18 protein-coding genes are annotated in these 24,215 nt (G+C 70.7%); 7 read left to right on the forward strand and 11 right to left on the reverse strand.

Annotated elements, in window-relative coordinates; all coding sequences use genetic code 11:
• The coding region (locus AB0L65_RS42665; protein WP_364258186.1) for an AAA family ATPase at nt 1-2,352 on the reverse strand (2,352 nt) is incomplete at its 3' end.
• A 182-nt stretch (nt 2,353-2,534) separates the two neighbouring features.
• On the opposite strand from AB0L65_RS42665, the gene AB0L65_RS42670 reads away from it, so the two are divergent.
• On the forward strand, nt 2,535-3,308 hold the full coding sequence (locus tag AB0L65_RS42670; protein WP_364258189.1) for a pectate lyase: 774 nt from the start codon (nt 2,535-2,537) through the stop codon (nt 3,306-3,308).
• Nucleotides 3,309-3,348: 40 nt separating this feature from the next.
• Nucleotides 3,349-4,599 (forward strand): hypothetical protein, encoded by a 1,251-nt coding sequence (locus tag AB0L65_RS42675; RefSeq protein WP_364258192.1) that lies wholly within the window; start codon nt 3,349-3,351, stop codon nt 4,597-4,599.
• A 57-nt stretch (nt 4,600-4,656) separates the two neighbouring features.
• Here AB0L65_RS42675 and AB0L65_RS42680 read toward each other — a convergent pair whose 3' ends face one another.
• The 3 genes from AB0L65_RS42680 to AB0L65_RS42690 form a co-directional block, all read right to left on the reverse strand.
• Entirely contained in the window at nt 4,657-6,156 is a 1,500-nt protein-coding gene (locus tag AB0L65_RS42680; RefSeq protein WP_363980010.1) for an Ig domain-containing protein, read from the reverse strand.
• A 9-nt stretch (nt 6,157-6,165) separates the two neighbouring features.
• Nucleotides 6,166-8,127 (reverse strand): Ig domain-containing protein, encoded by a 1,962-nt coding sequence (locus AB0L65_RS42685; RefSeq protein ID WP_364258195.1) that lies wholly within the window; start codon nt 8,125-8,127, stop codon nt 6,166-6,168.
• A gap of 109 nt (nt 8,128-8,236) precedes the next feature.
• Nucleotides 8,237-9,268, reverse strand: a complete 1,032-nt coding sequence (locus tag AB0L65_RS42690; protein ID WP_350736589.1) for a LacI family DNA-binding transcriptional regulator — start codon at nt 9,266-9,268, stop codon at nt 8,237-8,239.
• Nucleotides 9,269-9,394: 126 nt separating this feature from the next.
• Between AB0L65_RS42690 and AB0L65_RS42695 the strand changes: the two genes are divergently transcribed.
• Genes AB0L65_RS42695 through AB0L65_RS42710 form a run of 4 tightly spaced genes read left to right on the forward strand, consistent with a single transcriptional unit; the run spans nt 9,395 to nt 14,411 of the window.
• Nucleotides 9,395-11,248: a beta-L-arabinofuranosidase domain-containing protein gene (locus AB0L65_RS42695; protein WP_364258198.1), complete on the forward strand. Its 1,854-nt coding sequence runs from the start codon at nt 9,395-9,397 to the stop codon at nt 11,246-11,248.
• A gap of 12 nt (nt 11,249-11,260) precedes the next feature.
• Nucleotides 11,261-12,631, forward strand: a complete 1,371-nt coding sequence (locus AB0L65_RS42700; protein WP_355210488.1) for an extracellular solute-binding protein — start codon at nt 11,261-11,263, stop codon at nt 12,629-12,631.
• Nucleotides 12,631-13,512, forward strand: a complete 882-nt coding sequence (locus AB0L65_RS42705) for a sugar ABC transporter permease (protein WP_363980023.1) — start codon at nt 12,631-12,633, stop codon at nt 13,510-13,512. The genes AB0L65_RS42700 and AB0L65_RS42705 overlap by 1 nt, the downstream gene beginning before the upstream one ends.
• A complete protein-coding gene (locus AB0L65_RS42710; RefSeq protein ID WP_364258201.1) occupies nt 13,509-14,411 on the forward strand; it encodes a carbohydrate ABC transporter permease in 903 nt (300 codons plus the stop codon). Before AB0L65_RS42705 ends, AB0L65_RS42710 begins: the two co-directional genes overlap by 4 nt.
• A gap of 32 nt (nt 14,412-14,443) precedes the next feature.
• Here AB0L65_RS42710 and AB0L65_RS42715 read toward each other — a convergent pair whose 3' ends face one another.
• From AB0L65_RS42715 to AB0L65_RS42725, 3 genes are read right to left on the reverse strand one after another with little or no spacing between them, the layout of a single operon-like run.
• Nucleotides 14,444-15,487, reverse strand: coding sequence for a cobalamin-dependent protein (locus AB0L65_RS42715; protein WP_364258204.1), 1,044 nt, complete (start codon nt 15,485-15,487; stop codon nt 14,444-14,446).
• Complete coding sequence (locus tag AB0L65_RS42720; RefSeq protein ID WP_364258207.1) at nt 15,484-17,109, reverse strand: PP2C family protein-serine/threonine phosphatase; 1,626 nt, start codon at nt 17,107-17,109, stop codon at nt 15,484-15,486. The genes AB0L65_RS42715 and AB0L65_RS42720 overlap by 4 nt, the downstream gene beginning before the upstream one ends.
• A gap of 27 nt (nt 17,110-17,136) precedes the next feature.
• Nucleotides 17,137-18,036: a helix-turn-helix transcriptional regulator gene (locus AB0L65_RS42725; protein ID WP_364258210.1), complete on the reverse strand. Its 900-nt coding sequence runs from the start codon at nt 18,034-18,036 to the stop codon at nt 17,137-17,139.
• A gap of 104 nt (nt 18,037-18,140) precedes the next feature.
• On the opposite strand from AB0L65_RS42725, the gene AB0L65_RS42730 reads away from it, so the two are divergent.
• Entirely contained in the window at nt 18,141-18,866 is a 726-nt protein-coding gene (locus tag AB0L65_RS42730; protein WP_364258212.1) for an alpha/beta hydrolase, read from the forward strand.
• On the opposite strand, the gene AB0L65_RS42735 is transcribed toward AB0L65_RS42730, so the two are convergent.
• From AB0L65_RS42735 to AB0L65_RS42750, 4 genes are all read right to left on the reverse strand, one after another.
• Complete coding sequence (locus AB0L65_RS42735) at nt 18,846-20,147, reverse strand: ankyrin repeat domain-containing protein (protein WP_364258215.1); 1,302 nt, start codon at nt 20,145-20,147, stop codon at nt 18,846-18,848. The two genes, AB0L65_RS42730 and AB0L65_RS42735, sit on opposite strands and share 21 nt — an antisense overlap.
• A gap of 160 nt (nt 20,148-20,307) precedes the next feature.
• The gene (locus tag AB0L65_RS42740) at nt 20,308-21,342 is read right to left on the reverse strand and encodes a Gfo/Idh/MocA family oxidoreductase (RefSeq protein ID WP_364258218.1); all 1,035 of its coding nucleotides are present in this window, start codon (nt 21,340-21,342) and stop codon (nt 20,308-20,310) included.
• A 23-nt stretch (nt 21,343-21,365) separates the two neighbouring features.
• Nucleotides 21,366-22,091, reverse strand: coding sequence for a ThuA domain-containing protein (locus AB0L65_RS42745; protein ID WP_350736561.1), 726 nt, complete (start codon nt 22,089-22,091; stop codon nt 21,366-21,368).
• A 31-nt stretch (nt 22,092-22,122) separates the two neighbouring features.
• On the reverse strand, nt 22,123-24,201 hold the full coding sequence (locus AB0L65_RS42750; protein ID WP_364258221.1) for a beta-galactosidase: 2,079 nt from the start codon (nt 24,199-24,201) through the stop codon (nt 22,123-22,125).
• Nucleotides 24,202-24,215 lie beyond the last annotated feature (14 nt).

The following is a 24,215-nucleotide window of genomic DNA, read 5'->3' on the forward strand; positions in this document are numbered from 1 at the left end:
GTCGCCTCCGAGCTGGGCGTCGCCTCCGAGCTGGGCATCGTCCTCGTGCAGGTGGTCGATCTCGCGCGGGGCGTTGCGTTCGTGCAGAGCACTGCGGTCCCGTGTGGTGCCGTGCTGACTTGCGGTGTCGGCTGTCTCGTGGGAGGTGTCGGTGGTCGTGTGCGCGATGCCACCGCGCCGGTTGTCCGTGATGTCGCGCGAGCCTGCGGTGTTGCGCCCGCCCGTGGTGTCGCCGTGATGGCGTCTCTTGGCGGTGCCCACACGGGTGGTGTGGTCCTGGCGGGTGGTTTCGCTTTCGCGTGTGGTGTCGCTCGTCTCGGAGGAGACGTAGGCGGACATCTGCGCGATGTCGTCGCGTCGGCGTGTCGTTGGGGTGTGGTTGCGTGCCGGGCCCATTGCGCTTGCTGGGCTGGGCCTGCCCTGATCCGGCGCGCTCTGAGCCCCGGGTCGCCCGTATGCGGATTCGCCCCGTACGGGGACGGCGATCTTGTGGGCCGGCGTGTTGGCAGTGGGGGTGGGTGGGGGGACCAGGCGGTGGTGGGTCTCGTGGACGAAGTCGGTCCAGCGGCCGTGGTCGGTGTGGCCGAGGTCGTGCAGCTTCAGGGCGGCCAGGGCCAGCAGGTCGGGGTCTTCGAGGCGACGGACGATGGCGACGGCGGCCTCCAGCGTGCGGGCGCCGGTGGCGGTGTCGCCCACCCGGTGCTGCGCCACGCCGAGGTCCAGGCCGATTGTGGCCCATTTGCGAACCTCCCCTGCGGGGGTCAGCTCCAGGGCCCGCCTGTAGTGGCTGACTGCTTCCTCGTTCGCCATCCGTGCCTCGGCGTCCCTGGCCGCCGTGAGGAGGAGGGCGGGGGCTTCGGGTGTGGCGGCGAGGTACGCGTGGTGGGCGCGGATCGCGGGTGCTGCCGGGTCGAGGGCGCGGAGGGCGGCCGCGTGACGGGCACGGACTTCGTGCTCGTTCAGCTCGGCGTAGAGGGTCTCGCGTACGAGGTCGTGGATGAAGGCATGGTGGCCGGAGCCCAGACAGGTGATGAGCTTGGCCGACACGGCCTGGTCGAGGGCCCGCCGCACCGAGAGCTCGGTCGCCAGGAGCGACTGCCCGGCCGGAGAGGCGCCGCGAGCGGGGGAGGAACCGGATCCTCGGCAGGGCGGGGGCCCGTCAGGTCGAGAGTCGTCGGGTGAGGGGCCGTCGGGTGCGGGCCCGTCAGATAGGGGCTGGTCAGGTGGAGGCTGGTCAAGCGAGGGCTCGTTGGGCGCGGGCCTGCCCAGCGAGGGCTCGTTGGGTGAGGGGCCGTCGGGCGCAGGCTCGGTCGGTGCGGGCTCGTCATGCGGAGGGGCGGCGGGAGAGAAGTCATCGGGCGCGGCCCCGTCGGATGAGGAGCGGTCGAGACAGGTGCCGTTGCATGAGATGCCGTGGAACGAGGTCCCGTGGGAGGTGCCGTGGGATGAGAGGCCGTCGCATGAGGTGGCGTGGGGTGTAGGGCCGTGGGGTGCAGGGCCGTGGGGTGGAGAGGGGGCGAGCGGGGGAGTGAGGGCGGTGTGGAGGGTGGGTTCGGTGAAGTCGCGGCCCAGGACCGCCGCCATGCGCAGCACCTCGAGCACCCCCTCCGGCAGCCGCGACAACCGCCGGCGCACGGCCGCCCCCACCCCCGGTGGGATCGTCGCGAGCGAGGTCCCGCCCTGCCACAGGCGGGCGGTCTGCTCCACGAAGAACGGGTTGCCGCCCGTGCGACGGTGAATCTCCGTCACCAGCTCCTCGCCGGCGTCCACGCCCGTGGTGTGGGCCACCAGCCGGCCCACCTCCTCCCGGTCCAGCCCCGTCAGCGTCAGGACGGTGGCCTTGGCCTCCAGGGGCAGGCTCAGCGGCCCGTCGACCTCGGCGTCACGATAGGTGCCGATCACCAGCAGCCGCTCGAACCAGGCGTGCCGCACCACGAACTCCAGCAGCCGCAGCGAGGCCGCGTCCGCCCAATGGAGGTCTTCGAGCACGACCACCACCGGCCGCTCGCGGGAGGCGTCCACCAGCAGGCCGGTCACCGCGTCGTACAGCTCGAACCCGTCGGAGCCGGCCAGGCCCAGAAAAGGGCTCTGCAGCGTCGCCCCTGGCGTGAGGCGGCGGACCACCTGGACCCACGGCCAGTAGCCCGGTGCGCCCTCGCCCTCCCAGCAGGCACCGCCGAGCAGCCGGGCGCCCGCGCGCACGGCCTCCGCCGCCGCGCCCGCCACCAGGGCGCTCTTGCCGATGCCCGCCTCGCCGGTGACGAGCACCAGCGCGCCGTGGCTGACGAGCGTGCGCTCGACCTCGCCGCGGAGCACGGCTGCGGGTCGCTCCCTCCCGATGAGCATCGCCATGCGGGCACCCTACGCGGCCGGGCCGACAATTCAGGGCCCCGGAAAGATGAAACTTTCAGCCCGAACCCGCAGGTCGGCGGCGACCGCCCCGTCCCCGGTTTGACGTGGCCCCGTGCCCGTGCGATCAAAGCAGGCGCGGTTCAGTCTCGCTGGGAAAGCGCTTACCGAAAGGGAGGGCGACCTTGACATTCCGATCCCGTTCCACTGTGGTGGCCACAGCGATGGCCGCCGGACTGCTGGCCGCCGTCACCGCGGCGCCACCCGCGCAGGCCGCCCCGACCGACGGCAGCGGCCCCTGGCCCTCGGACACCGGCAGCGTGCACCTCACCTCGACCCGCAACGCCGGCACGTTCTTCGACGGCGGCATGAAGCGCTACTACGGCATCGGCGACGGCGGCCAGGGCGAGAGCCAGGACCCGATGTTCGTCGTGGCCAACGGCGGCACCATCCAGAACGTCATCATCGACGCCCCGGCCGGCGACGGCATCCATTGCGAAGGTTCGTGCACCATCCGCAACGTGTGGTGGAACGACGTGGGCGAGGACGCCGCGACGTTCAAGTCGTCCAGCTCGTCGGCGACCTACCTGGTGGACGGCGGCGGCGCCAAGTCCGCCTCCGACAAGGTGTTCCAGCACAACGGCGCCGGCACGCTGACCATCAGGAACTTCCAGGTGCACGGCTCGGGCAAGCTCTACCGCGCCTGCGGCAACTGCTCCACCTCCTACCGGCGGAACGTGGTCATGGACGGCGTCACCGTCCGCACCACCAAGGTTCTGGCCGGGATCAACACGAACTGGGGCGACACGGCCAGGTTCAGCCGGATCACCGTGTACGGCAGCGCCACCATCTGCGAGAAGTACCGGGGCGTCCCCAAGGGCCAGGAGCCGGTGAAAATCGGATCCGGGGCCGACGGCGTGAACTGCATCTACTCTTCATCCGACATCACCTACCGGTGAGCCCTCGAATGTTAGCGCTACCACAACCAGAGAGGCCCGAATGAAACGACTGGCCGTCCTGCCCCTCCTCCTGATCATCACGTTCTTCTTACCCATCCAGAACGCCCTCGCCGACACGAACGTGGCCGGCACCGCGACCCCGTCCGCCTCCTACACCTCCTCGTGGGAGAGCGTGGCGGCCATCAACGACGGCATCGACCCGCCCAGCTCGAACGACACCGTCAACCGCCGCTGGGGCACCTGGCCCAACACCGGCACCCAGTGGGCCGAGCTCACCTGGAGCTCGACCCAGAACCTCAAGGGCGCCGACGTGTACTTCTTCGACGACGGCGGCGGCGTCCGCGTCCCCGCCTCCTGGAAGCTCCAGTACTGGAACGGCAGCGCCTACGTCGACATCTCCGCCTCGTACCCGATCGCGGTCAACGCCTACAACAAGGTGACCTTCACGCAGGTCAGCACCACGCGCCTGCGCGTCCAGCTGCAGAGCGGCGCGGGCTCGGTCGGCCTGCTGGAGGTCAAGGCGTGGGCCCCCGACTCCGGCGGCGGCACCTCGAACTGGAACCCGCCCGCCAACCTGGTCACCCCGCTCAACGAGGTCTGGCAGCACGTCGAGAGCACGTACCCCAACCTGTACGGGTTCCGCAACTACGGCTGGGACCAGATCATGGCCAACGGCGGCTCGATCAACTACTGCGTACGCTGGGACACCACCGCCACGGTGACCGCGGCGCAGCGTGACCAGATCCACGCGGTGCTGGCCCGCCAGTTCAAGAAGTGGATGGACGTCATGGCCGGCCACAACGGCTGGCCCTACGCGAACGTGCCGGTCAAGGTCGTGGGCTGGGCCGTACGGGACCGGGCGCAGCTGCAGTGGAGCGACAACTCCGTGGACATCTACGTCAACAACATCCGCGAGAACGCGCCCCAGTGCTCCGAGCCCTGCGGCCGGTTCTTCAACCAGAGCGGCCAGTACCCCAACTGCCCCGGCGGCGCCTCGCACCACTACGACATGTCGCTCTGGCTGACCGCCGGGTTCGGCGGGGGAGCAGGGGGCGACTGGGGGCAGCGGATCGGCAGCGAGTACTACATGTCGAACCTCAACGCCGACAACATCCACATCCTGCTGCATGAGATGGGCCACTCGTTCGGCCTGGACGACTTCTACGACTGGACTCCGACGGGCCAGTGCTGCTTCCTGATGAAGGCGGGCAGCGCGGCGCAGATCACGGAGTTCGACAAGTGGATGTTCCGGGACTGGTGGCGGCACCTGAAGAGCCGCTACGGCCTCTGACGAAAGACGAACGACGAAAGGGGGAGGGCGGCGGGGTCTCCGCCGCCCTCCTTCGTGCTATCCGACGGTGAGCTTGTAGTCACGCGTGACGGGGGCGCTCAGCTTGTCGTAGTCCCTGAGCTGGACGGTGAACTCGTACGACCCGGCCTTGGCGGGCTTGCCGGTGACGGCTCCGGTGAACCTGTCGAGGGTGAGCCCTTCCGGCAGCGAGCCGCCGGTGATCTGCCAGTCGTAGAACGGGACGCCGCCCTTGGCGGCGAGCTTGTGCTGGTAGGCGGCGCCGACCGTGGCGGCGGGCACGGTGGCGGTCTCGATCGAGGGCTTGAGGAACGGGGTCAGCTTGCGGTTGAGCTTCCAGCCGGCGTTCTCCGCGATCAGCAGCGACAGCTTGGTCAGCTCCCACCTGCGGGTCGGGAAGACGTGCCGCCAGCCGCCGCTCTGCCCGCTGATCCGGTCCCAGTACGGGTCGTCGCCGGGCACGTGGTAGCTGGTGTCGAGCGGTACGGGGTAGCCCTGGTAGTCGATGACCTCCTGGTCGTCCTTGCCCTTGGAGGCCACGTAGTCGGCCATGCCCTGCCAGTCGCTGTGGAAGGCGACCGCGTGACCGTACTCGTGCATGACCAGGCCCTCGATGTCGATCACCTGGCCGAGGTCGGTCTTCCACCAGTCCTCGTCCTTGAGCGAGGTGAACAGCTTCATCAGCTGCTCGTCGTACTCGAGGATCATGCTGGTCGAGCGGTGGTAGGGGGTGGGCTTGCCGTTCTGGGTGTGGAACTTGCCGTTGATGGTGGGGTAACCGGTCGAGTACGGGGTCTGGATGCCGCGGAAGAAGACGTACATGCCGTTGTACGGCTTGGCGTTGGAGACCTCGACCTCGTTCTGCCAGTCATCGCCCGGCAGCCGGTTCACCTCGTCGCCCGCCGGGACCGTGTCGAACGGCTGCAGGTCGAAGAACGCGAACCAGTTCCGCACCGCGGCCTCGGCGGCCTTGCGGACGCCGGGGTCCTTGAAGTAGCCGGTGATGTCGTCGTAGCGGTAGTCGAAGTCGATGGGGATCGTCGGCTTGAGCGGGGTCTTCTCGTCCTGCTGCACCCGGATCGGCATGGTCTGGGTGCCGGTGGCGCCGCTCGCGTCCGTGGTCTTCATGATCCACTGGTGCTGCTCGTCCTGGCCGCCGCTCTGCTTGGAGTGGATGGCCAGCCGTACGACCTCGCGGTCGGCGGGGCCGGTGAGCGTGAAGGACTTGGTCGCCCCGGCGGCCGTCAGCTCGCTCGGCATGTTGAACATCAGCCGGGACGTGCCCTTGGCCTGCAGATCCACCTTCAGCGGATACTGGATGCCGGGAACCTTCGGCGCGCGCACGGTCAGCTCGATGTAGGGGTTGGCGAGGTAACCCTGCCAGTCCACGAGCTGGACGCCGTAGTCGTTGACCTTGCGGTAGAAGATGTCGAACACGTCCAGCGCGGGAGCGGGCTGACGTGCGGCGAGGCTGGGAGAGGGGACCGACAGCGCGCCGGCCAGGGCAGCCAGCGCGCTGAAGATGGCGATCTTCCGCATTGAACCCTTCTAGGTGTAGGCCTTCACTTCGAGCAGTCCCACCGAGGCTTGGCCGCTCTGCAGGACCACGCGTAGTCGTGTGGTGCTGATCGGGTTGAACGTGACCTTGTTGTAGGCGTTGATGGCGATCGGGTACGTGCCGGGGACGTCGACGTAGGCGCTGCCGTTCCAGTACTGGAGCTTCCAGGAGGCGGGCAGGCGCACGCCGTCGGCGTCGTCGAAGAAGTAGACGTCGGCGGACTTGAGGGTCTGGGCGGACGGCCAGGTGAGCTCGGCCCACTGGCTGCCGGTGTTGGGCCAGGTGCCCCAGCGGCGGTTGACGGTGTCGTTCGAGCTGGGCGGGTCGATGCCGTCGTTGATGGCCGCCACGCTCTCCCACGGAGAGGTGTACGACGCCGACGGGGTCGCGCTGCCGGCCACGTTGGTGGAGGTGCCGCCGCCGGTGCCGACCGTCAGCTGGAAGGTCCTGGTCTGCGGCGTGCTGAGCTTGTCGTAGTCACGCAGCTGGACGGTGAAGCCGGCCGTCCCCGCCGTGGTGGGGGTGCCGCTGATCGCGCCGGTGAACCGGTCGAGCGTGAGCCCCGCGGGAAGGGAGCCGCCGGTGACCTGCCAGTCGTAGAACGGCACGCCGCCCTTGGCCTGAAGGGTCTGGCTGTAGGCCGTGCCCGGCGTGGCCGACGGCAGGGAGGTGGTGACGATGGACGGCGGCAGGAACGGGGTGAGGTTGCGGTTGAGCTTCCACCCGGCGTTCTCCGCGACCAGCAGCGCCAGCTTGGTCAGCATCCACCGGCGGGTGGGGAACATGTGGGTCCAGCCGCCGTTCTGGCCGCTGAGCCGGTCCCAGTACTTCTGGTCGCCGGGGATGTGGTAGCTGCTGTCCAGGGGGACGGGGTAGCCCTCGTAGGCGACGACATCGGGGTCATTGCCCCCGGAAGCCACGTAGGAGCGCATCCCGGCCCAGTCGCTGTGATAGGCGACGGCGTGGCCGTACTCGTGCATGACCAGGCCGTGCACGTCGAGCACCGAGCCCGCGATCTCCGTCTTGTACCAGTCCTCGTCGGCCAGGGAGGTGAACAGCTGCTTGCCGGCCTCGTCGTACTCGAAGATCATCGCGGTCGAGCGGTGCAGCGGGCCCGCGAGCTGCTGGCCGCCCCGGGTGCTGTACTTGCCGTTGGCGGCGGGGTAGCCGGTCGAGTACGGGGTCTGGATGCCGCGGAAGAACACGTACATGCCGTTGTAGGCGGCGTTGTTGGTGACGTTGATGGTGTTCTGCCAGTCGTTGCCCGGCAGGTGGTTGTTCTCCGCCCCGGACGCCACGGTGTCGAACGGCTGCATGTCGAAGAACCTGAACCAGTCCTTCACCGCCTCCTCGGCGGCGTTCCGGAAGTTCGGCTCGTTGAAGTAGCCGGTGATGTTGTCGTAGCGGTAGTCGAAGTTGATGGGCAGGCTGGGCTGCAGCGCGGTCTTCTCGTCCTGCTGCACCCGGATCGGCATCTGCTGCAGGGTCGTCGTGCCGGACCCGTCCCGGATGTTCAGCTTGAGCGTGTAACTTTCATCCTGGCCGGGGCCCCGCTTGGAGTGGATCGCGAGACGGAACACCTTCTGGTCACTCGCGCTCGCGAACGTCAGCGTCTTGGTGGCGCCGGTGGCGGTGAGCTGGCTGGGCAGGTCCATCATGAGCCTGGAGGTGCCCTCGGCCTTGAGGTCGATCGTGACGGGGTACTGGACGCCGGTCGGGGGTTTGACGGTGAGCTCGACGTACGGGTTGGCCAGGTAGCCCTGCCAGTCGACGAGCTTGACGCCGTAGTCGTTGACGGTCCTGCCGAACATGTCGACGACCGTCGCGGTCGGCGCGGCGGCGTGCGCGGGCTGCGACACGCCGGTGAGTAAGGAGGCGAGTACGACTGCCGCCACGGTGATTCGCCTGGCGCCCCTGGCGGCTTTCGGGGCGCTGCGGCATCCTCGGTCCATCCGGACTCCTTTAAGGATGGGAATAGGTTTTCCCTGGCGCACAGTAAGGTGTTACACAGCACCGGTCAACCCCATCCGCCGCCCTTGCAGCGCCTTGCAGCGCCCCCCGCTACGGGGCGGCGCGGCGGGTGGACTCGCGCAGGACCAGGCTGGCCGGGACGATCGTGACGCCGCCGGTGGCGGGCTTGCCCGCGATGACGTCCAGCAGGTGCCGGGCCGCCATCCGGCCGATCTCCCCCAGGTTCATGTCCACGGTCGTCAGCGGCGGCCGGCACCCCAGCGCCATCGGCTCCCAGTTGTCGAACCCGACCAGCGCCACGTCCTCGGGAACCCGCCGCCCCCGCTCGCGCAGCGTCTCGGCGACCCCGCGGGCGATCTGGTCGCTCCCGCAGAAGATGGCGTCCACGTCGGGCGCGGCGTGCAGCAGCACGTCGGCCCCCTGCCGCCCCCATTCCTCGCTCCACTGCCCGTACAGGATCTCGCCCGCCGGTGACAGCCCGGCCGAGGCGAGGGCGGTGGTCAGGCCCTGGGCGCGCCGCCGCGCGGCCTGGAAGCGCTGCGGCCCGGTGACGTGGCCGATGCGGGTGCGGCCCGTCGCCATGAGGTGGCGGGCGGCCAGCGCCCCGCCGCCCTCGTCGTCCGGGATGATCGACACGTCCGAGTCGTCGGTCGACTGCGTCATCGCGTACACGACGGGAACGGGCAGGTCATGGCCGATGCCGGCACGCGGCTCGGTGCGCCGCCCCGTGACGATGATGCCCTCGACGCGCCTGGCCAGCAGGCGCTCGACGTAGTGCCGCTCCCTGATCGGGTCGTCGCGCGTGTCGCACATGAACACCGAGATCTGCCCGGCGCCGAGCGCGTCCTCGGCGCCCAGCATCACCGGGATGCTGAAGCGGCCGAAGCTGTCGCCCGTGACCAGGCCCACCGTGTACGTGCGGCCCGCCAGCAGTCCCTGGGCCAGCGGATTGGGCCGGAAGCCGAGCCGTTCGGCGGCGGCGAGCACCCGGTCGCGGGTCTCGTCGCGCATCCGGCCGCGGCCGTTGAGCGCCTTGGACGCGGTGCCGATCGACACGTCGGCCGCGGCCGCGACGTCCCTGATCGTGATGGTCTTCGCCGTCCCATCCGAAGGACTGATCAACCGAGTCCCCTTTCGCGCACAAGCATCTGCTCTTGACCTGTGATGTATCACACCTTACCCTCCGTTTGAGAAAACCTATTCCCAAGGTTTTCTCAGCGAGGCCCCGAGTTGAGGTTGAGGAGCTTGATGCACCAGAGTCCTGTCGTTCCGTCCAGTCGGGCACTGTGGCGGCCGATCGGCATCAATGACGTCGTCATCACCGGCGGCCCGTTCGCCCGATGGCAGCGGATCAATCATGAGGACAGCATCCCGCTGGGCCTGGAGCAGATGGAGCGTTCGGGCGTGCTGCCCAACCTCCGCCGCGCCGGAGGTGAGGGCGAAGGGCCCTTCCAGGGCTACCGCTTCCAGGACTCCGACCTCTACAAGCAGTTGGAGGCGATCGCGTGGGAGTACGTCCGCGCCCCTGAGCCAGGGTACGCCGAGTTCGCCGACCAGGCCGCGGCCGTGCTGAAGAAGGCCCAGCGGGACAACGGCTACCTCAACTCGCACTACCAGGTCGTCAAGCCGGACAAGATCTACGCCGAGCTCGAGTACAGCCACGAGATGTACTGCGCCGGCCACCTGTTCCAGGCGGCGGTGGCCGCCGCCCGCGCCGGGATCGGCGAGGGGGTGGTCGAGGTCGCCAGGCGCTTCGCCGACCACCTGGTGGAGGAGTTCCTGACCGGCGGGAACGACGGCATCGACGGCCACGCCGAGGTCGAGACCGCGCTGGTCGAGCTGTACCGGCTGACCGGCGAGCGCACGTACCTGGAGCTGGCGTCCAAGCTGATCGACAACCGCGGCAAGGGTCTCATCAAGGACAGCGGCATGGGCATGCTGTACGCCCAGGACCACCTGCCGGTCCGCGAGGCCGACACCGCGGTCGGGCACGCCGTGCGCCAGCTCTACCTGGAGGCCGGCATCGTGGACGTCTACCTGGAGACCGGTGACGAGTCGCTGCTGGAGTGCTCGCTGCGCCGCTGGGAGGACATGGTCGCCACCAAGACGTACATCACGGGCGGCCACGGCTCGCGCCACGACGGCGAGGCGTTCGGCGAGCGGTACGAGCTGCCGTCCGACCGCTCCTACAGCGAGAGCTGCGCCGCCATCGCGAGCATCCACTGGAACTGGCGGCTGCTCCTGGCCACCGGCCACGGCCGCCACGCCGACCTGATCGAGCGCACGCTCTACAACGCCTTCGCCGCCTCCACGTCGGCCGACGGCGTGCGCTTCTTCTACGTCAACCCGCTGCAGCGCCGCTCCGACCTCGTCGAGGACGCCTATCTCGGGCGGCGCAGGGAGTGGTTCGCGTGCGCCTGCTGCCCGCCGAACATCATGCGCCTGGTGGCCTCGCTCGGCTCCTACCTGGCCACGACCACCGACGCCGGCCTCCAGCTGCACCAGTACGTCCCCGGCACCGTGAACGGCCGGGTCCGGATCGAGACCGACTACCCGTGGGACGGGCTCGTCCGCATCACGATCGAGGACGAGGGCGAATGGGAGCTCGCGCTGCGCATCCCCGCCTGGAGCGAGAACACCACCATCGATGACAGCCCCGCCCAAGCCGCCGACGACGGATATTTCCGTATCCGTCGTCAGTGGCGCCGGGGCGACACGGTCGAGCTCCGGCTCGACATGACGCCCAGGATCGTGCACCCCCACCGCAGGATCGACGCGTTGCGGGGCAGCGTGGCCCTGGAGCGCGGACCGCTCGTCTACTGCTTCGAGCAGACCGACCAGCCCGAGGGCGTCGAGGTGGACGACCTCGCCCTGAGCCCGCAGGCACCCCTGCGTCCGAAGCCCGTGGACGACCTCCCGGGCGTCGGTCGCACCGTACTGATCGAAACCGACGCCGCCGCCGTGGACCAGCCGCGCGGCGGACTGCCGTACACCACGAAAACCCTGGCGACCAGCACCAGCGTGACCGCGACCGCCGTCCCCTACTTCCAGTGGGACAACCGGGACGGCGGCCCGATGCGGGTCTGGATCCCCCTCGCGTAAGGAAAGACGCGGATGAGAAGACGCGACCTGTTGAAGCTGGGCGGGCTCGCCGCCCTCGGCACCGCGGCCGCGGCCTGCGGCGGCGGCTCGGGCTCCGGCTCGGGCGGCAAGAACGTGCAGCTCCAGTTCATGTACTGGGGTTCGACGTTCGAGAAGGCGGCTGTCGAGCGGATGCTCAAGCAGTACGAGCAGAAGCACGCGGGGGTGACGGTCAAGCCGCTCTACACGCCCGACGAGTACGACGTGAAGCTCAACACGCTCGTGGCCAGTAACCGGCTCCCGGACGCCGGGTACGTGCCGCTGGCGATGTCGTACCGGCTGGGCCAGCAGGGCAAGCTGGTCAACCTGTTCCCCTATTTGAAGAAATATCCGCAGCTGGCCGGATACCTGCCGGACGCGTACCTGTGGAGCGGCCAGGACAACCTGCACGGTGTCGCGACCGCGAACGAGATCGAGCTGCTGTGGTACAGCAAGTCCGCCGTCGCCGCCGCCGGGGTGACGCCGCCCGCCGACGCCGCCTCCGCGTGGACGTGGGACCAGCTCGTCGAGAACGCCTACAAGCTGACGATCGACCAGAACGGCAAGCACCCGGACGAGTCGGGCTTCGACCCCAAGCAGATCAAGCAGTTCGGCATCTCCAGCAGCATCACCTACGGCGCCGCCTGGTACGGGTTCCTGCGCAGCAACGGCGTCGACTTCGCCGACGAGGCCGGCAAGAAGTGCCTGCTCGACACCCCTGAGGCGATCCAGGTGTTCCAGAACCTGCAGGACCTCATCTACAAGCACCGCGTCGCCCCCGGCCCGGGCCAGCTGGCCGCGACCGGCGACGACGTGCCCGGCACCAACATCCTGCTCAAGACCAAGCGGGTGGCGATGGTGGTGGACGGTCACTGGAGCCTGCTCGACATGAACGAGAGCAAGGTCGACTACGGCATCGGCGTGCTGCCCAAGTACAAGGAGCCGTTCACCTCCTCCCAGGTGGCGGGCGCCTCGGCGGTGTTCGCGGGGTCCAAGCACGAGCAGGAGGCGGTCGAGCTGTTCGCCTTCCACAACGACCCGCGCTACGTCGACCTGTTCGCCAAGGGCCTGTGGATGCCCCAGGAGAAGAAGTACTACGAGGACCAGGCCTCCATCGACTCCTGGACCAAGAACGAGCTCCACCCGCCGGAGTTCCGCACGGCCGTGGTGGACTACGCGCGCGACCACGGCGTGCCCACGTTCGGCAACCGCGTCAAGAACATGTCCACCATCTCCAGCGACGTGCTCACCCCCGCCCTCCAGGAGCTCGAGACCGGCAAGCGCCCGGCCGCCGAGATCCTCAAGGCCGTCGCGCCGAAGATCTCCAGCATGCTCCAGGGCTGGCAGCACTCCCAGGAGCTGTGATGCGCCGCCTCGAAACACGATGGGGCATCCTGATGGCGCTGCCCGCCATCCTCGGGTTCGTCATCTTCACGATCGGGCCCATGGTGGCGTCGGCGTACTTCAGCCTGACCGACTGGACGATCGGCGCCAGCCCGAACTTCGTCGGCCTGGACAACTACGCCACCATGGTCCAGGACGAGCTGTTCTGGAAGTCGCTGTCCACCACCACGTACTACACGCTCGGCGCGGTGCCGCTGGTGCTGATCGTCAGCTTCGCCGTGGCCATGCTGCTCAACCAGAAGGTGCGCGGCCTGGCCGTCTGGCGGACGATCTTCTACCTGCCGACGCTCGTCCCCGCCATCGCCAACGTCGTCCTGTGGATCTGGATCTTCAACCCGGACTTCGGCCTGCTGAACTCCCTGCTCCGGCAGGGAGGCCTGCCGGGTTCGCAGTGGATCTACGCCGAGTCGACCGCGGTGCCCTCGATGATCATCATGAGCACGTGGGGCTTCGGCAACACCATGGTGATCTTCCTGGCGGGGCTGCAGGGCGTGCCGAGGCACCTGTACGAGGCCGTCTCGATCGACGGCGGCGGCGCGTGGCGGCGTTTCTGGCACGTGACGCTGCCGATGATGACGCCGACCATCTTCTACAACCTGGTGGTCGGCGTGGTCGGCACCTTCCAGGTGTTCAACCAGGCGTACGTGATGACCGAGGGCGGTCCCAACCACGCCACGCTCTTCTACGTCTACTACCTGTTCCGCAAGGCGTTCACCGAGAGCGAGATGGGCTACGCCAGCGCCCTCGCCTGGACCCTGTTCATGATCATTATGGTGGTCACGTTCCTCATGTTCAGAAACGCCCGCCGCTGGGTCTACTACGAGATGGCAGGCGCGCGATGACCGCCCTGGCGACACCGGACAAGACCACCGTGCGCGGCGTGGCCCCGACCCAGGGGCTGCGCAAACCGCGCAGGTACGGCCGGATCCTGCTCTACGTGGCGCTGGTGGCGGGGTCGATCCCGACCCTGCTGCCGTTCGTCTGGCTGGTGCGCAGCGCGCTCATGCAGGACGCGCAGATGTTCGTCTCGCCGCCCCAGTGGATCCCCTCGCCGTTCCAGTGGTCGAACTTCAGCGAGTCCCTCACCACCCAGCCGTTCGCCCGCTACTTCCTCAACACGGTGGTCATCGCCGTCATCAGCGTCCTGGGCACCGTGCTGACCTGCGCGGTGGCGGCCTTCAGCTTCTCCAGGCTGCGCTGGCGGGGGCGCAACGTGGTGTTCGCGCTGCTGCTCAGCGGCGTGATGCTGCCGTACGCGGTGACGCTCATCCCGACGTTCGTCATGTGGCAGCAGCTGGACGCGATCGACACCATCGCGCCGCTCACGGTCCCGAGCTGGTTCGCCGGGGCGGGCGGGGGAGTGTTCAACATCTTCCTGCTGCGGCAGTTCTTCCTGACGATCCCGTTCGAGCTGGACGAGGCCGCCTACATCGACGGGGCCTCGCCGTGGCGGGTGTTCTGGACGATCATCATGCCGCTGTCCAAACCCGCGATCATCGTGGTGACCATCTTCACGTTCATCGGCACCTGGAACGACTTCCTCGGGCCGCTGCTGTACCTGCAGAACGAGGAGAACTACACGCTGTCGCTGGGGCTGGCGTCGTTCCAGAGCATGTACATCACCCAGTGGGGCTACCTCATGGCGGCCTCGGCGGCCATCATCGCGCCGATCATCGCGCTGTTCTTCTTCATGCAGCGCTACTTCATCGAGGGGGTCACCCTGACGGGCATCAAGAACTAGGGACGAAGCCCCGTCATTCCTCCCGGACGGCGCTACCGACGCGCCACGTCGCGCGCCCCCTCCAGCATGACGAGGGCGCGGGGGGAGCCGGGAAGGCGCTCGGCCAGCGCCTCCAGGACGGGGAGCAGCACCCGCGCCGGGATGCCCCGCGCCGTGAGGACGTCCGCCATCCAGCCCGCGAAGGAGGAGAACAGCTCGGGGTCGTCGACGTACAGGGCGGCCCGCAGGTGGTCGATGATGGACGCGACGTCCTCGGCGGGATGTCCGAGCCTGCGCTCCGCGTAGGCCGGCGCCAGCTCGGGGAGGCGCCGGGTCAGCTCTTCCGCGACGCCTCTCACCAGATCCGCGGCGGACCCGGTGAGGTCGGCGTACTCGGGCCCGGCCAGGTGCGGTCGGCCCTCGGCGCTCCGGCCGGACGCGGGGCGGCACGGCGGCGGACCGCCGGCCAGGAGGTCGGCGGCGGCACACGCGTCGGGAGCCCAGGCGTCGGCTCCGAGCAGCCGGGCATAGCGACCGTCCGGGCCGAAGGCGGCGCCGCCGGCCAGCACCGGCGTACCCACCGCCTGGCACGACGTGATGGCCGCGTGGGCGGGGGGCAGCCGGGGCGCGAGCGAGCCGGACAGCGCCACCGCGTCCGGATTCGTCCGGTGCAGGTGCGCGACCAGGTGCGGCGTGGGCACCTGCGCGCCCAGGTAGTCGACGTGCCAGCCGCGCAGGCGCAGCACCTCGGCCAGCAGCCGCGCCGGGAACGCGTGCCACTCGCCGTGGACGCAGGCCACCGTGATGCGGCCCCTGCCCGGCTCCTGACTCCGCGGTGCGGAGGGCAGATGGGCCAGCGTCGCGAGAACGCGCTCGTTGACGGCCGTGACGGTGTGCTCCTGGGCGACCGTGAGGCGGTCGGCCACCCATTCCAGGCCGACGCGCGACTGCACCGCGGCGACGACGTCCAGCAGCAGGGTCTCCATCGGCATCCCGGCGTCGAGCGCGGCCAGCGCCGCGTCGGCGGCGGCGAACTCGTCCCCGGCCGTCGCCGCCGCCCACAACGTCTCGACACATTCCTCGACGTCGTGGGTCATGGCGGCGCGCCGTGAGAGGGCTCGCGGGGCGCGGTGATGGCGACGACCGCCATGTCGTCGTGCTCGCCGGCGCCGACCCACTGGCAGGCCAGCATCTGGACGCGGTCGGCCAGGGCTTCGGGGGGCATGCCGGCGCACTGCCGGAGCTGCTCGCACAGCCGCTCCTCGCCGAAGAACTCGTCGCCAAGCGGGCCGCCCCTGGCCTCGACGATGCCGTCGCTGTAGAGCAGGCACGTCTCGCCGGGCTCCAGCAGCACCGGCTCGGTGACGCTGGTGATGTGGTCCACCAGGCCGATCAGCGTGCCGGCGGCGTGGACCGGCTCCACGCGGCCGTCGTTGCGCAGGATCAGCGGCGGCGGATGCCCGGCGCTGGTCAGCCGCACCACGACCTGGTTCGCGCGGCGCGAGATCGAGGCCAGGACGAGCGTGACGAAGCTCGTCGGATCCCCGTGGGTGAGCAGCGCGCCGTTCAGCAGTTCGAGCACCCGATGGTGGTCGTCGGCCAGCGGCACCAGGGCGCGCAGGATGTTGCGGATCCTGCCGGTGAGCACGGCGGCCTCCAGGCCCTTGCCGGACACGTCGCCGAGCACCACCAGCGACTCCCGGCCGGAGCCGCCGACGGGATGCACGTCGTAGAAGTCGCCGCCGACGCGTTCGCTGTCGCCCGCGGGCCGGTAGCGGGCCGCCAGCTCCACGCCCTCGAGCGGCGGCGCCGTGGGCGGCAGCAGGTCGGCCATCAGGGTCTCGGCGATGGCCGCCTGCTCGGCGTACAGCCGCGCGACCGAGATCGCCGCGCCGGCCCACGCGGTGAACAGCGGCGCGAACACCTCCTCGGCGTCCGAGAAACCGGCCTGAGGGGTACGCCGCAGCAGCACCAGCGCGCCCGCTGCCAGGCCATGGCCCGGCAGCGCGGTCACCGCCACGGAGCCCACCTCGCCGCCCCGGTCGCGCAGCACCCAGCCGGGCGCCTCGGCCGGCTCGACCCACCGGACGGGCGCCGGAGGAAAGCCCTGCAGCGCCTCGGCGAGCCCCGGGAGCGTACGGGGATCGACGGACGCGCGCTCGCGGGACACCTCGCCCTCCGGATCGCAGTAGACGATCGTGTACTGGCGCGGGGCCAGCGGCATGACGACCAGCGCGGCGTCGGCGAGCCGCCGGGCGGCCAGGCGCGCGGTCGCCTCCAGGCAACGCTCCATGTTCAGCGACGACAGCAGCTCGACGGACGCCTCCACCATGAACGCGGTCCACTCCCGCTCGGCGCGCAGCTCCTCGACGGCCCGCTGGTGATCGTCCACGTCGACCAGCCACCACGTGACCCGATCGCGGTCGGTGTGCACCGGATGCGCCTCGAACACCGGCCCGCCCACCGGCCCGCGCGCCCGCTGACCTGCCCGCTGATCGACATGGCGCCCGGCGCAGACCTCACGATGGGCCTGCGACAGCCAGGCCGGGGCCACCCGCGCCAGCGGCACGCCGACGGCCGCGCCGGCGAGAAGCAGCCGGGCCGCCTCGTTCGCCCGCTCGATGATGCCGGCGCTATCGACCGTCAGCATCGGGTACGGCGCGTCGTCCCACACCATCCCGATCGTGCCTCGCCCCAGACCCCTCTCCAGAATCGTCACTCTACGTGCTGGGGGCCGTGGGATTCGTCACCTCATATGGTTCTTTGCAGTATCTTTCACCCCTCGCGCGGCGAGCGGATCTTCAGGGAAATCGATTGCTCTCCCCGTTCGTATGGGGGTGGCCGAGGCGAGAAGGGCGAGTTTGTCGGCGTTGTCAGTGCCGGGGTCCGGGTGGTAGACGACGAGCGTCTGGCCTGGAGCGCCGCCGACGCCCAGCCGCTCCCGGTTCAGCCGCAGGCCACCGACCTGCGGGTGATCGATGTGCTTGGCCGCGCCTTCGCACGCCTCCACGTCGTGCCGGGCCCAGAGCCGGCTGAAGCGGGGGCTGGCGAGGGAGAGCTCGCCGACGAGCTCGATGCATCGGGGGTCGTCCGTGTCGGTGCCGACGGACTCACGGAAGCCGGCGACCATGCCCGCGGCGGCGTTCTCCCAGTCCGGGTAGAGCGCCTGCTCGGCGGGGTCGAGGAACAAGTCCCGCAGGCGGTTGGCGCCCGCCACGAGGCGCGGCGACAGAGCGGTGGCCAGCGCGTTGGCGGCGAGGACGTCGAAGTAGCGGCCCTCGACGTACGCGGGCAGCGGCAGCATGGCGACGAGCCGGGCGACGCCCGGAGGGACGGTCTCCTTCCTGGGCCGCCGCCGGCGCCGCCGGGGTTGGCCGGCGCCGAGGCGCAGCAGGTACGCCGTCGCGTCGTCGTCGAGCCGCAGCACGCGGGCGAGGGCCTCGAGGACCTGCGCGGAGGGGTTGCGGTCGCGGCCCTGCTCCAGGCGCAGGTAGTAGTCGGCGCTGATGCCGGCGAGCATCGCGACCTCTTCCCGGCGCAGGCCCGGCACACGCCGCACCCCCGAAACGGAGATGCCGACCTGTTCGGGAGTGACGAGCTCGCGGCGCGCGCGCACGTAATCACCCAGCAGGTTCGATTCGCTCATCTCCGCACTGTATTCCGCGCGACCGCCTGCCTGCCTGGTCCTGTCACCCCCAGGATCGCGGGGGCTCTGGCTCCGTCCGGGCCTGGTCGGCAGCCTGGCGGACCATGACAACATATTTGCTGGTACACGGTGCCTGGCACAGCGGACAGTGCTGGGAGCGGGTCGTCCCGTTGCTGGAGTCGGCCGGACACCGGGTGGCCGCGCCGTCGTTGACCGGCCACGGCGACCAGGCGCATCTGCTCAGCCCCGAGGTCGGGCTGGACACGCACGTCGGCGACATCGTCGGGCTGATCCTCGAGGAGGACCTCACCGAGGTGATACTCGTGGGACACAGCTACGCGGGGCTGGTCATCTCGTCCGCCGCCAACCAGGTCCCCGATCGGATCGCACACCTGGTCTACCTCGACGCGATGGTCCCGGAGGACGGTGAGAGCGCGGCCGACGTCCAACCCATGACCCGGGCCCTGATCGACCGGGCCGCGCAGTCCGGCAGCGGCTGGCGGGTTCCGCCGCTGCCCGAGCTGCCGCCGCCCGCGGGGCTGTTCGGGGTCACCGACCCCGCGGACGTCGCCTGGCTGCGCACGATGCTGTCGGATCAGCCGGTGCGCTCCCTCCGGCAGCCGGTCCGGCTGGACAACCCGGCCGTGAACGCGATCCCGCGGACCCACATCCACTGCACCGTCGGCAAGCCGGACGGCATCACCCGCCGGCCCGTCCCCGAGACGCAGCCCAACGGCACCCCGGCGCAGGTGTGGGAACTGGCGACCGGCCACGACTGCATGATCACCATGCCGGTCGAGCTCGCCGAGCTACTGCTCAAGCTGGGCTGACCCTGTTGGAAAGAGGGAGTCGATGGCCGGGTCGCCCGTGGGCGGGCCCAGGCGGGTGGGGGCGCCCGCCTCCAGGAGGGCCTCCACGGTGCCGAGGTAGTCGCCGTCCTCCGCGCGGTTGTGGCGCAGCCCCCACAGCGCGCAGTCCAGCGGGGTCGGGCCCTCGTCGTCGAAGGCGCGGTCGTCCAGATCGGCGCCGCGCTCGATGAGCAGCCGCACGGTCGCCGTGCGGCCGTGCATGGCGGCCTGGTCGAGCGGCGTGAAGTTGCTCCAGCCGCGCGTGTCCACCGCCATCCCGGCGTCCAGCAGGGCCCTCACCACGTCGGTACGGCCCAGCAGGGCGAACTGGCCCAGCGCCCAGCCGTAGTCCCCGGTGTCCGCCGGGTTGCCGAGAGCCGGCGGCGGCGCGGCGGGCAGGCGTGCCGACTCGCCCCGGGCCACCGCCAGGACGGCGGCGTCCACCGGGTCCAGGTCGGCCGTCGCGCCCCGCGCGGCCAGCAGCTCGTACGCGGCCAGGTGGCCGCAGCGGGCGGCCAGCGCGAGGGGGCGGCGGCCGACGTCCCAGCGGTCCCACGGCAGGTTCACGTCGGCCCCGGCATCGAGGAGCATCGTCAGGATGGTGGCGCCCCGGCCGCGGGCGATGGCGTGGTGCAGGGCGCCGCAGGCGTTCACGTCGGCGCCGCGGTCGAGGAACCAGCGCAGCCCCACTGCGTCCTCGAAGTCCAGCTTGTGCGCCACCATGCGCTCGAAGCCGGGCCGGTGGAGGAGATCGAGGAAGGCCGGGTCCGACTGCTCGCACGCGTGGTAGAAGGCGTCCTCGTCCGCGGGCGCGCCACGCTCGACGAGGAGCCGGGCCAGGGCCAGGTCACCCCGCTCCACGGCGTCGAACAGCGCCGTCCGCCTGCCCTCGCCGCCCCACTCCACGGTGTGGCTGCCGGGGTCGGCGCCGGCGTCCAGCAGGAGCCGGGCGCACTCGCGTACCTGCTCGGCGGGGGCGACGGCCCGCCGCAGCAGCACCAGCAGCGGCGGGAGGCCGCCGACCGGCTCACCGGCCGGGAGGAACGCCGCCAGCGCGGCCGGATCGGCCAGGACGAGCGCCCGCTCGACGCCCTCCAGGGCGGCGACGCGTACGTGCTCGACCAGCTTCGGCCAGCTCGGGAAGCCGTACTCGCGGGCCAGCTCGAACTGCGCCCGGCTCAGCGGGACGCCTCGGGCACGCTTGCGGTGTTTGGCCTGCTTGCGCAGATGCTCCAGCGAAGGGCGCTGGGGAAGATCGGACACGGCGAACCTCCGGCTGCCCGGGTCCGCGTACTCGGGCCGAGGTCCGTCGACCACATGGAGTGTGCCGCCAGTGGGATGATCCCTTCCCCGCGGACTGGACGCGCCCGGCAACGCCCTCCCATCCTAGCGGGGGCCGCGCCGAGGCGCGGCCCCCCGGGCGTCAGAGCGTGATCGGCACCCGCGCACCCGTGCGGGCCGACTCCAGGGCCGCGGTGACCATGGCCAGGCTGCGGATGTTGTCGTGGCACTCGCCCTGCGGCGCCTGCCCCGTACGCAGCCCCGTCACGAACTCCTCCAGCCCCTCGGCCAGCCCCTGGAAACGCCGCCGGCCGGGGAAGGCGTCGGCCTCCGGCGGGTGCGGCCGCACCACGTGCCCCTCGGCCGCCTCGGCCGTCGGATCACCCTTGCCGTCCCAGCGCGCCGTCCCCCGGGGACCGGCAGCCCGCCAGCTGCCCGTCCAGGACGTCGCCTGGCCCGGCGCCGACCAGCTCCCGGCGAACGTGTAGCGCAGCCCGCCGGTCATCTCGAAGATCGCGGTCGCCGAGCACGCCCCCGGATACCACGTCCACGACGGCCGGAACGACTCGCAGTAGACGGACACGGGATCCGTACCCGACACCGCCCGCGCCGCGTCGAACAGATGGATCGCCATGTCCTGTAACAGCGGATGCTCCAGCGTCCCCAGGAACTCCGGCCCACGGTAGGGCATGAAGAACTCCGAGGTCAGCACCCCCAGCGGCCCCAGGTCGGCCACCGTTCGCCGGAAGGCCACCATTGTCTGCATGAACCGGCGGTTCTGGTTGACCGCGAACAGCCGCCCCGCCTCGTCGGCCGCCCGGACCATCGAGCGGGCCTCGTCCAGGGTGACCGCCATGGGCTTCTCGCTCAGCACCGACACCCCGCGCCGCAGCGCCGTGACCGTCACGTCGTGGTGGGCCTGGGGGACGGTGCAGTTGACGATGAAGTCGGGCTCCTCGCCGTCGAGCACGGCGGTCAGCGAGTCGCTGACGGGCAGGTCGTCGAGTCCGAGCTCGGCCCCGGCGGCCCGGGCGCGCTCCTCCACCACGTCCACCCAGCCCACCAGCTCGGTGCCGGGGTGGGCGAGCAGCTCGGGCGCCCACTGGCCGCCGATGTAGCCCGCGCCGACCACCACGCCGCGCAGCGGCCGGTCCTCCTTGACGATGTCGAAGGTCACCGGGCCTTCTACCACCGGGCCTCCTACCACTGGATGGGGGTGTGGGCGTTCTGGAGCGGCTCGCCCACGCCGTCCGCCGGCGCGGCCCACAGGACGGCGTTGGCGAGCACCCGCCGCACGCCGGGGTGGTGGTAGACGGGATATTCCTGGTCGCCGGGGCTGAAGTAGAAGATCTTGCCCAGGCCCCTGCGGAAGCAGCAGCCGCTGCGGAACACCTCGCCGCCGCTGAAGTTGCTGATGAACACCAGCTCGTCGGGCTCCGGGATGCCGAACGGCTCGCCGTACGTCTCCTGCTGCTCGATGACCAGCGGACGGGGCACGCCCTGCGCGATCGGGTGGCCGGGCGCGACCGTCCAGACCAGCTCGCGCTCGCCGGCGTCGCGCCAGTTGATCGTGCAGGTGGAGCCCATCAGCGCACGGAAGATCTTGGAGTAGTGGGCCGAGTGCAGCACCAGCAGGCCCATGCCGCCCAGCACGCGCCGACGCACGCGTTCCACGACCTTGTCGTCGACCTCCTCGTGCGCCATGTGGCCCCACCAGGTCAGCACGTCGGTGCCGGCCAGGACCGCGTCGGTCAGGCCGTGCTCGGGCTCGTCGAGCACGGCGGTACGCGTGCTCACGCGCTCACCCAGCAGCTCGGTCAGCCCCTCCGCGATGGCGCCGTGCATGCCGTCGGGATAGATGCGGCGTACCGCCTCCTCGCGCGGCTCGTGATAGTTCTCGCTCCAGACAGTGACGTTGACCGCCATGCGTTTCCTTCCTGGCCGTACGGGCGCAAGATCAGCGTACGTCGCCGCCTGCCGTCTCCGACAGCACCCGCACGTCCCACGGCCCCAGCGGCAACTCGGCGCCGGCCTCGTGGGCGGAGCCGTCGAGCACATCTCGTACCGGGACCGGTACCCGCACCGACGCGGGCTCCCACGCCCAGTTGTGCAGGAAACGAACCCGCTGCCCGTCGCGCGCGGTGGCGCCGGTCGAGGTGACCCCGGGCGGCAGCTCCGACCAGGGGCCGGGCGACGGCACCAGCCGGCGGAACAGAGCCTCGGCCAGGGCCGCGTTGGGCACGGTGCCGACATAGGTGATCCGCCCCCGCCTGTGCGCGCGGGTGGTGATCGCCGCGAACCGCCCGAAGTGCGGGTGTTCGTAGCCGGCCAGCACCTCCGCCCCGTCCGCCTGCAGGCCGTCCGCCCACCGGGTGCCCGCCGCGTCCTCCGGGAACGCCGCACCCCTGACCGGCACGTCCTCGGACAGGTTGCTGAACTCGTCGTACCAGGCGCCCGCGGCGTCGGCCAGCCTGCCCGGCTGGACGTCCCTGCGGGCCCGGGCCTCGGCGTCGGCGTAGCCGGTGCGCGGGCCGACCACCAGGTGCCCGCCGGCCGCCGCGTACGCCGTCAGCCAGTCCAGCGTGGCGTCGTCGGCCACGTACAGCCCGGCGGCCACCAGCACCGGATGCCGGGCGGCCAGCGCGGCCGGCTCCTCGGCGACGGCCTGGGCGGCGTGCACCACCCGCACCTGGCAGCCGGCGTCGAACGCGCCACGGTAGAACGGCTCGAAGATGCCCTGGTAGGAGCGCTCGTCCGGCCCGCCGTCCGGCCGCCCGAGCGCGGGCTGGGCGCTCAGCGCCCACTTGCTCGGCGTGGAGTAGAGCATCGCGACGTCCGCGTCCGGGACCAGCCCCTCGACCAGCTCTCCCGCCGTCTCCAGCTCGGCCCCGATCCGGGCGATCTCCCGGTACGTGCGCCCCGGCCGCCCGCTGTGCGGCAGCACGCCGCCCCAGTACGTCTCCGTGCCGGACACCAGCGTCCGCCACTGCCAGTACTCGATCATGGAGGCGCCGCGGGAGACGAGCGCCCACGCGGCCTGCCGCCACTGGCCGTCGTAGGCGGGCTGGTTCACCCAGGACGGCCCGATGGCCTGCGCGTTCGTCTCGGTCACCAGGAACGGTTCCTGGCGGGAGGAGAACATCCGGTCCGCGCTGAGGTAGAGCGCCCAGGTGCTCCTGGTCATCCAGCTCTGCGGCGCGTCCTGCGGCGCGGGATGCGCGAGGCCGTCCTGCATCGTGTAGTACGGATTGCCCGCGGTGACGTCGAGCCGCCGGGTCAGCTCGTCGTCGGCCACCCCCGGCCGGTCGTAGGCGATGCACGTGGTCACGAACTGCTCCGGCCGGGCGTACTCGCGCACGATGTCCGCCTGCCGGCCGATGAACTCGGTCACCTGATCGGCCTGGAAGCGCCGCCACGCCTGCGTGTACTGCGGCTGGGCGTTGCCGTCCGGCCGCCACAGGTCGGCCCAGTCCGACAGCCGGTGCGACCAGTAGACCAGGCCCCACTCCCGGTTCAGCGTCTCCACGTCGCCGTAGCGCTCGCGCAGCCAGTCGACGAACCGCTGGAACACGCCGTGGTTGTGCAGCAGGTGCAGGCCCGGCTCGTTGTCGACCTGGAAGCCGATGACCGACGGGTGGCCGGCGTACCGCTCGACGACCTTGCGGGTGATCCGCTCGGCGTGGAAGCGGAACGCCGGGTGCGTGAAGTCCATCTCCTGCCGGGCGCCCCACCCGATGCGCTGCCCGGTGGCCCGCTCCCCGGCGATCTCCGGGTAGAGCCGGGCCAGCCACGGCGGCACCGCGTACGTCGGCGTGCCCAGGATGACCCCGATGCCGCGTTCGTGCGCGCCGTCCAGCGCCGGTTGCAGCCAGTCGAGGTCGAAGCGGCCGTTCTCGGGCTCCCAGGTGGACCAGACCGACTCGCCGACCCGGATCACCGAGAAGCGCGCGTCGGCCATCAGGTCCAGGTCGGTCTTCAGCAGGTCGGCGGGGTGGTATTCGGGGTAGTAGGCGGCGCCGAAGAGTACTCGCGGCACAGGGGTTCCCTTCC

It is taken from the genome of Nonomuraea sp. NPDC052116, assembly GCF_040680035.1.
In the GTDB taxonomy this organism is placed as follows: Bacteria; Actinomycetota; Actinomycetes; order Streptosporangiales; family Streptosporangiaceae; genus Nonomuraea; species Nonomuraea angiospora_A.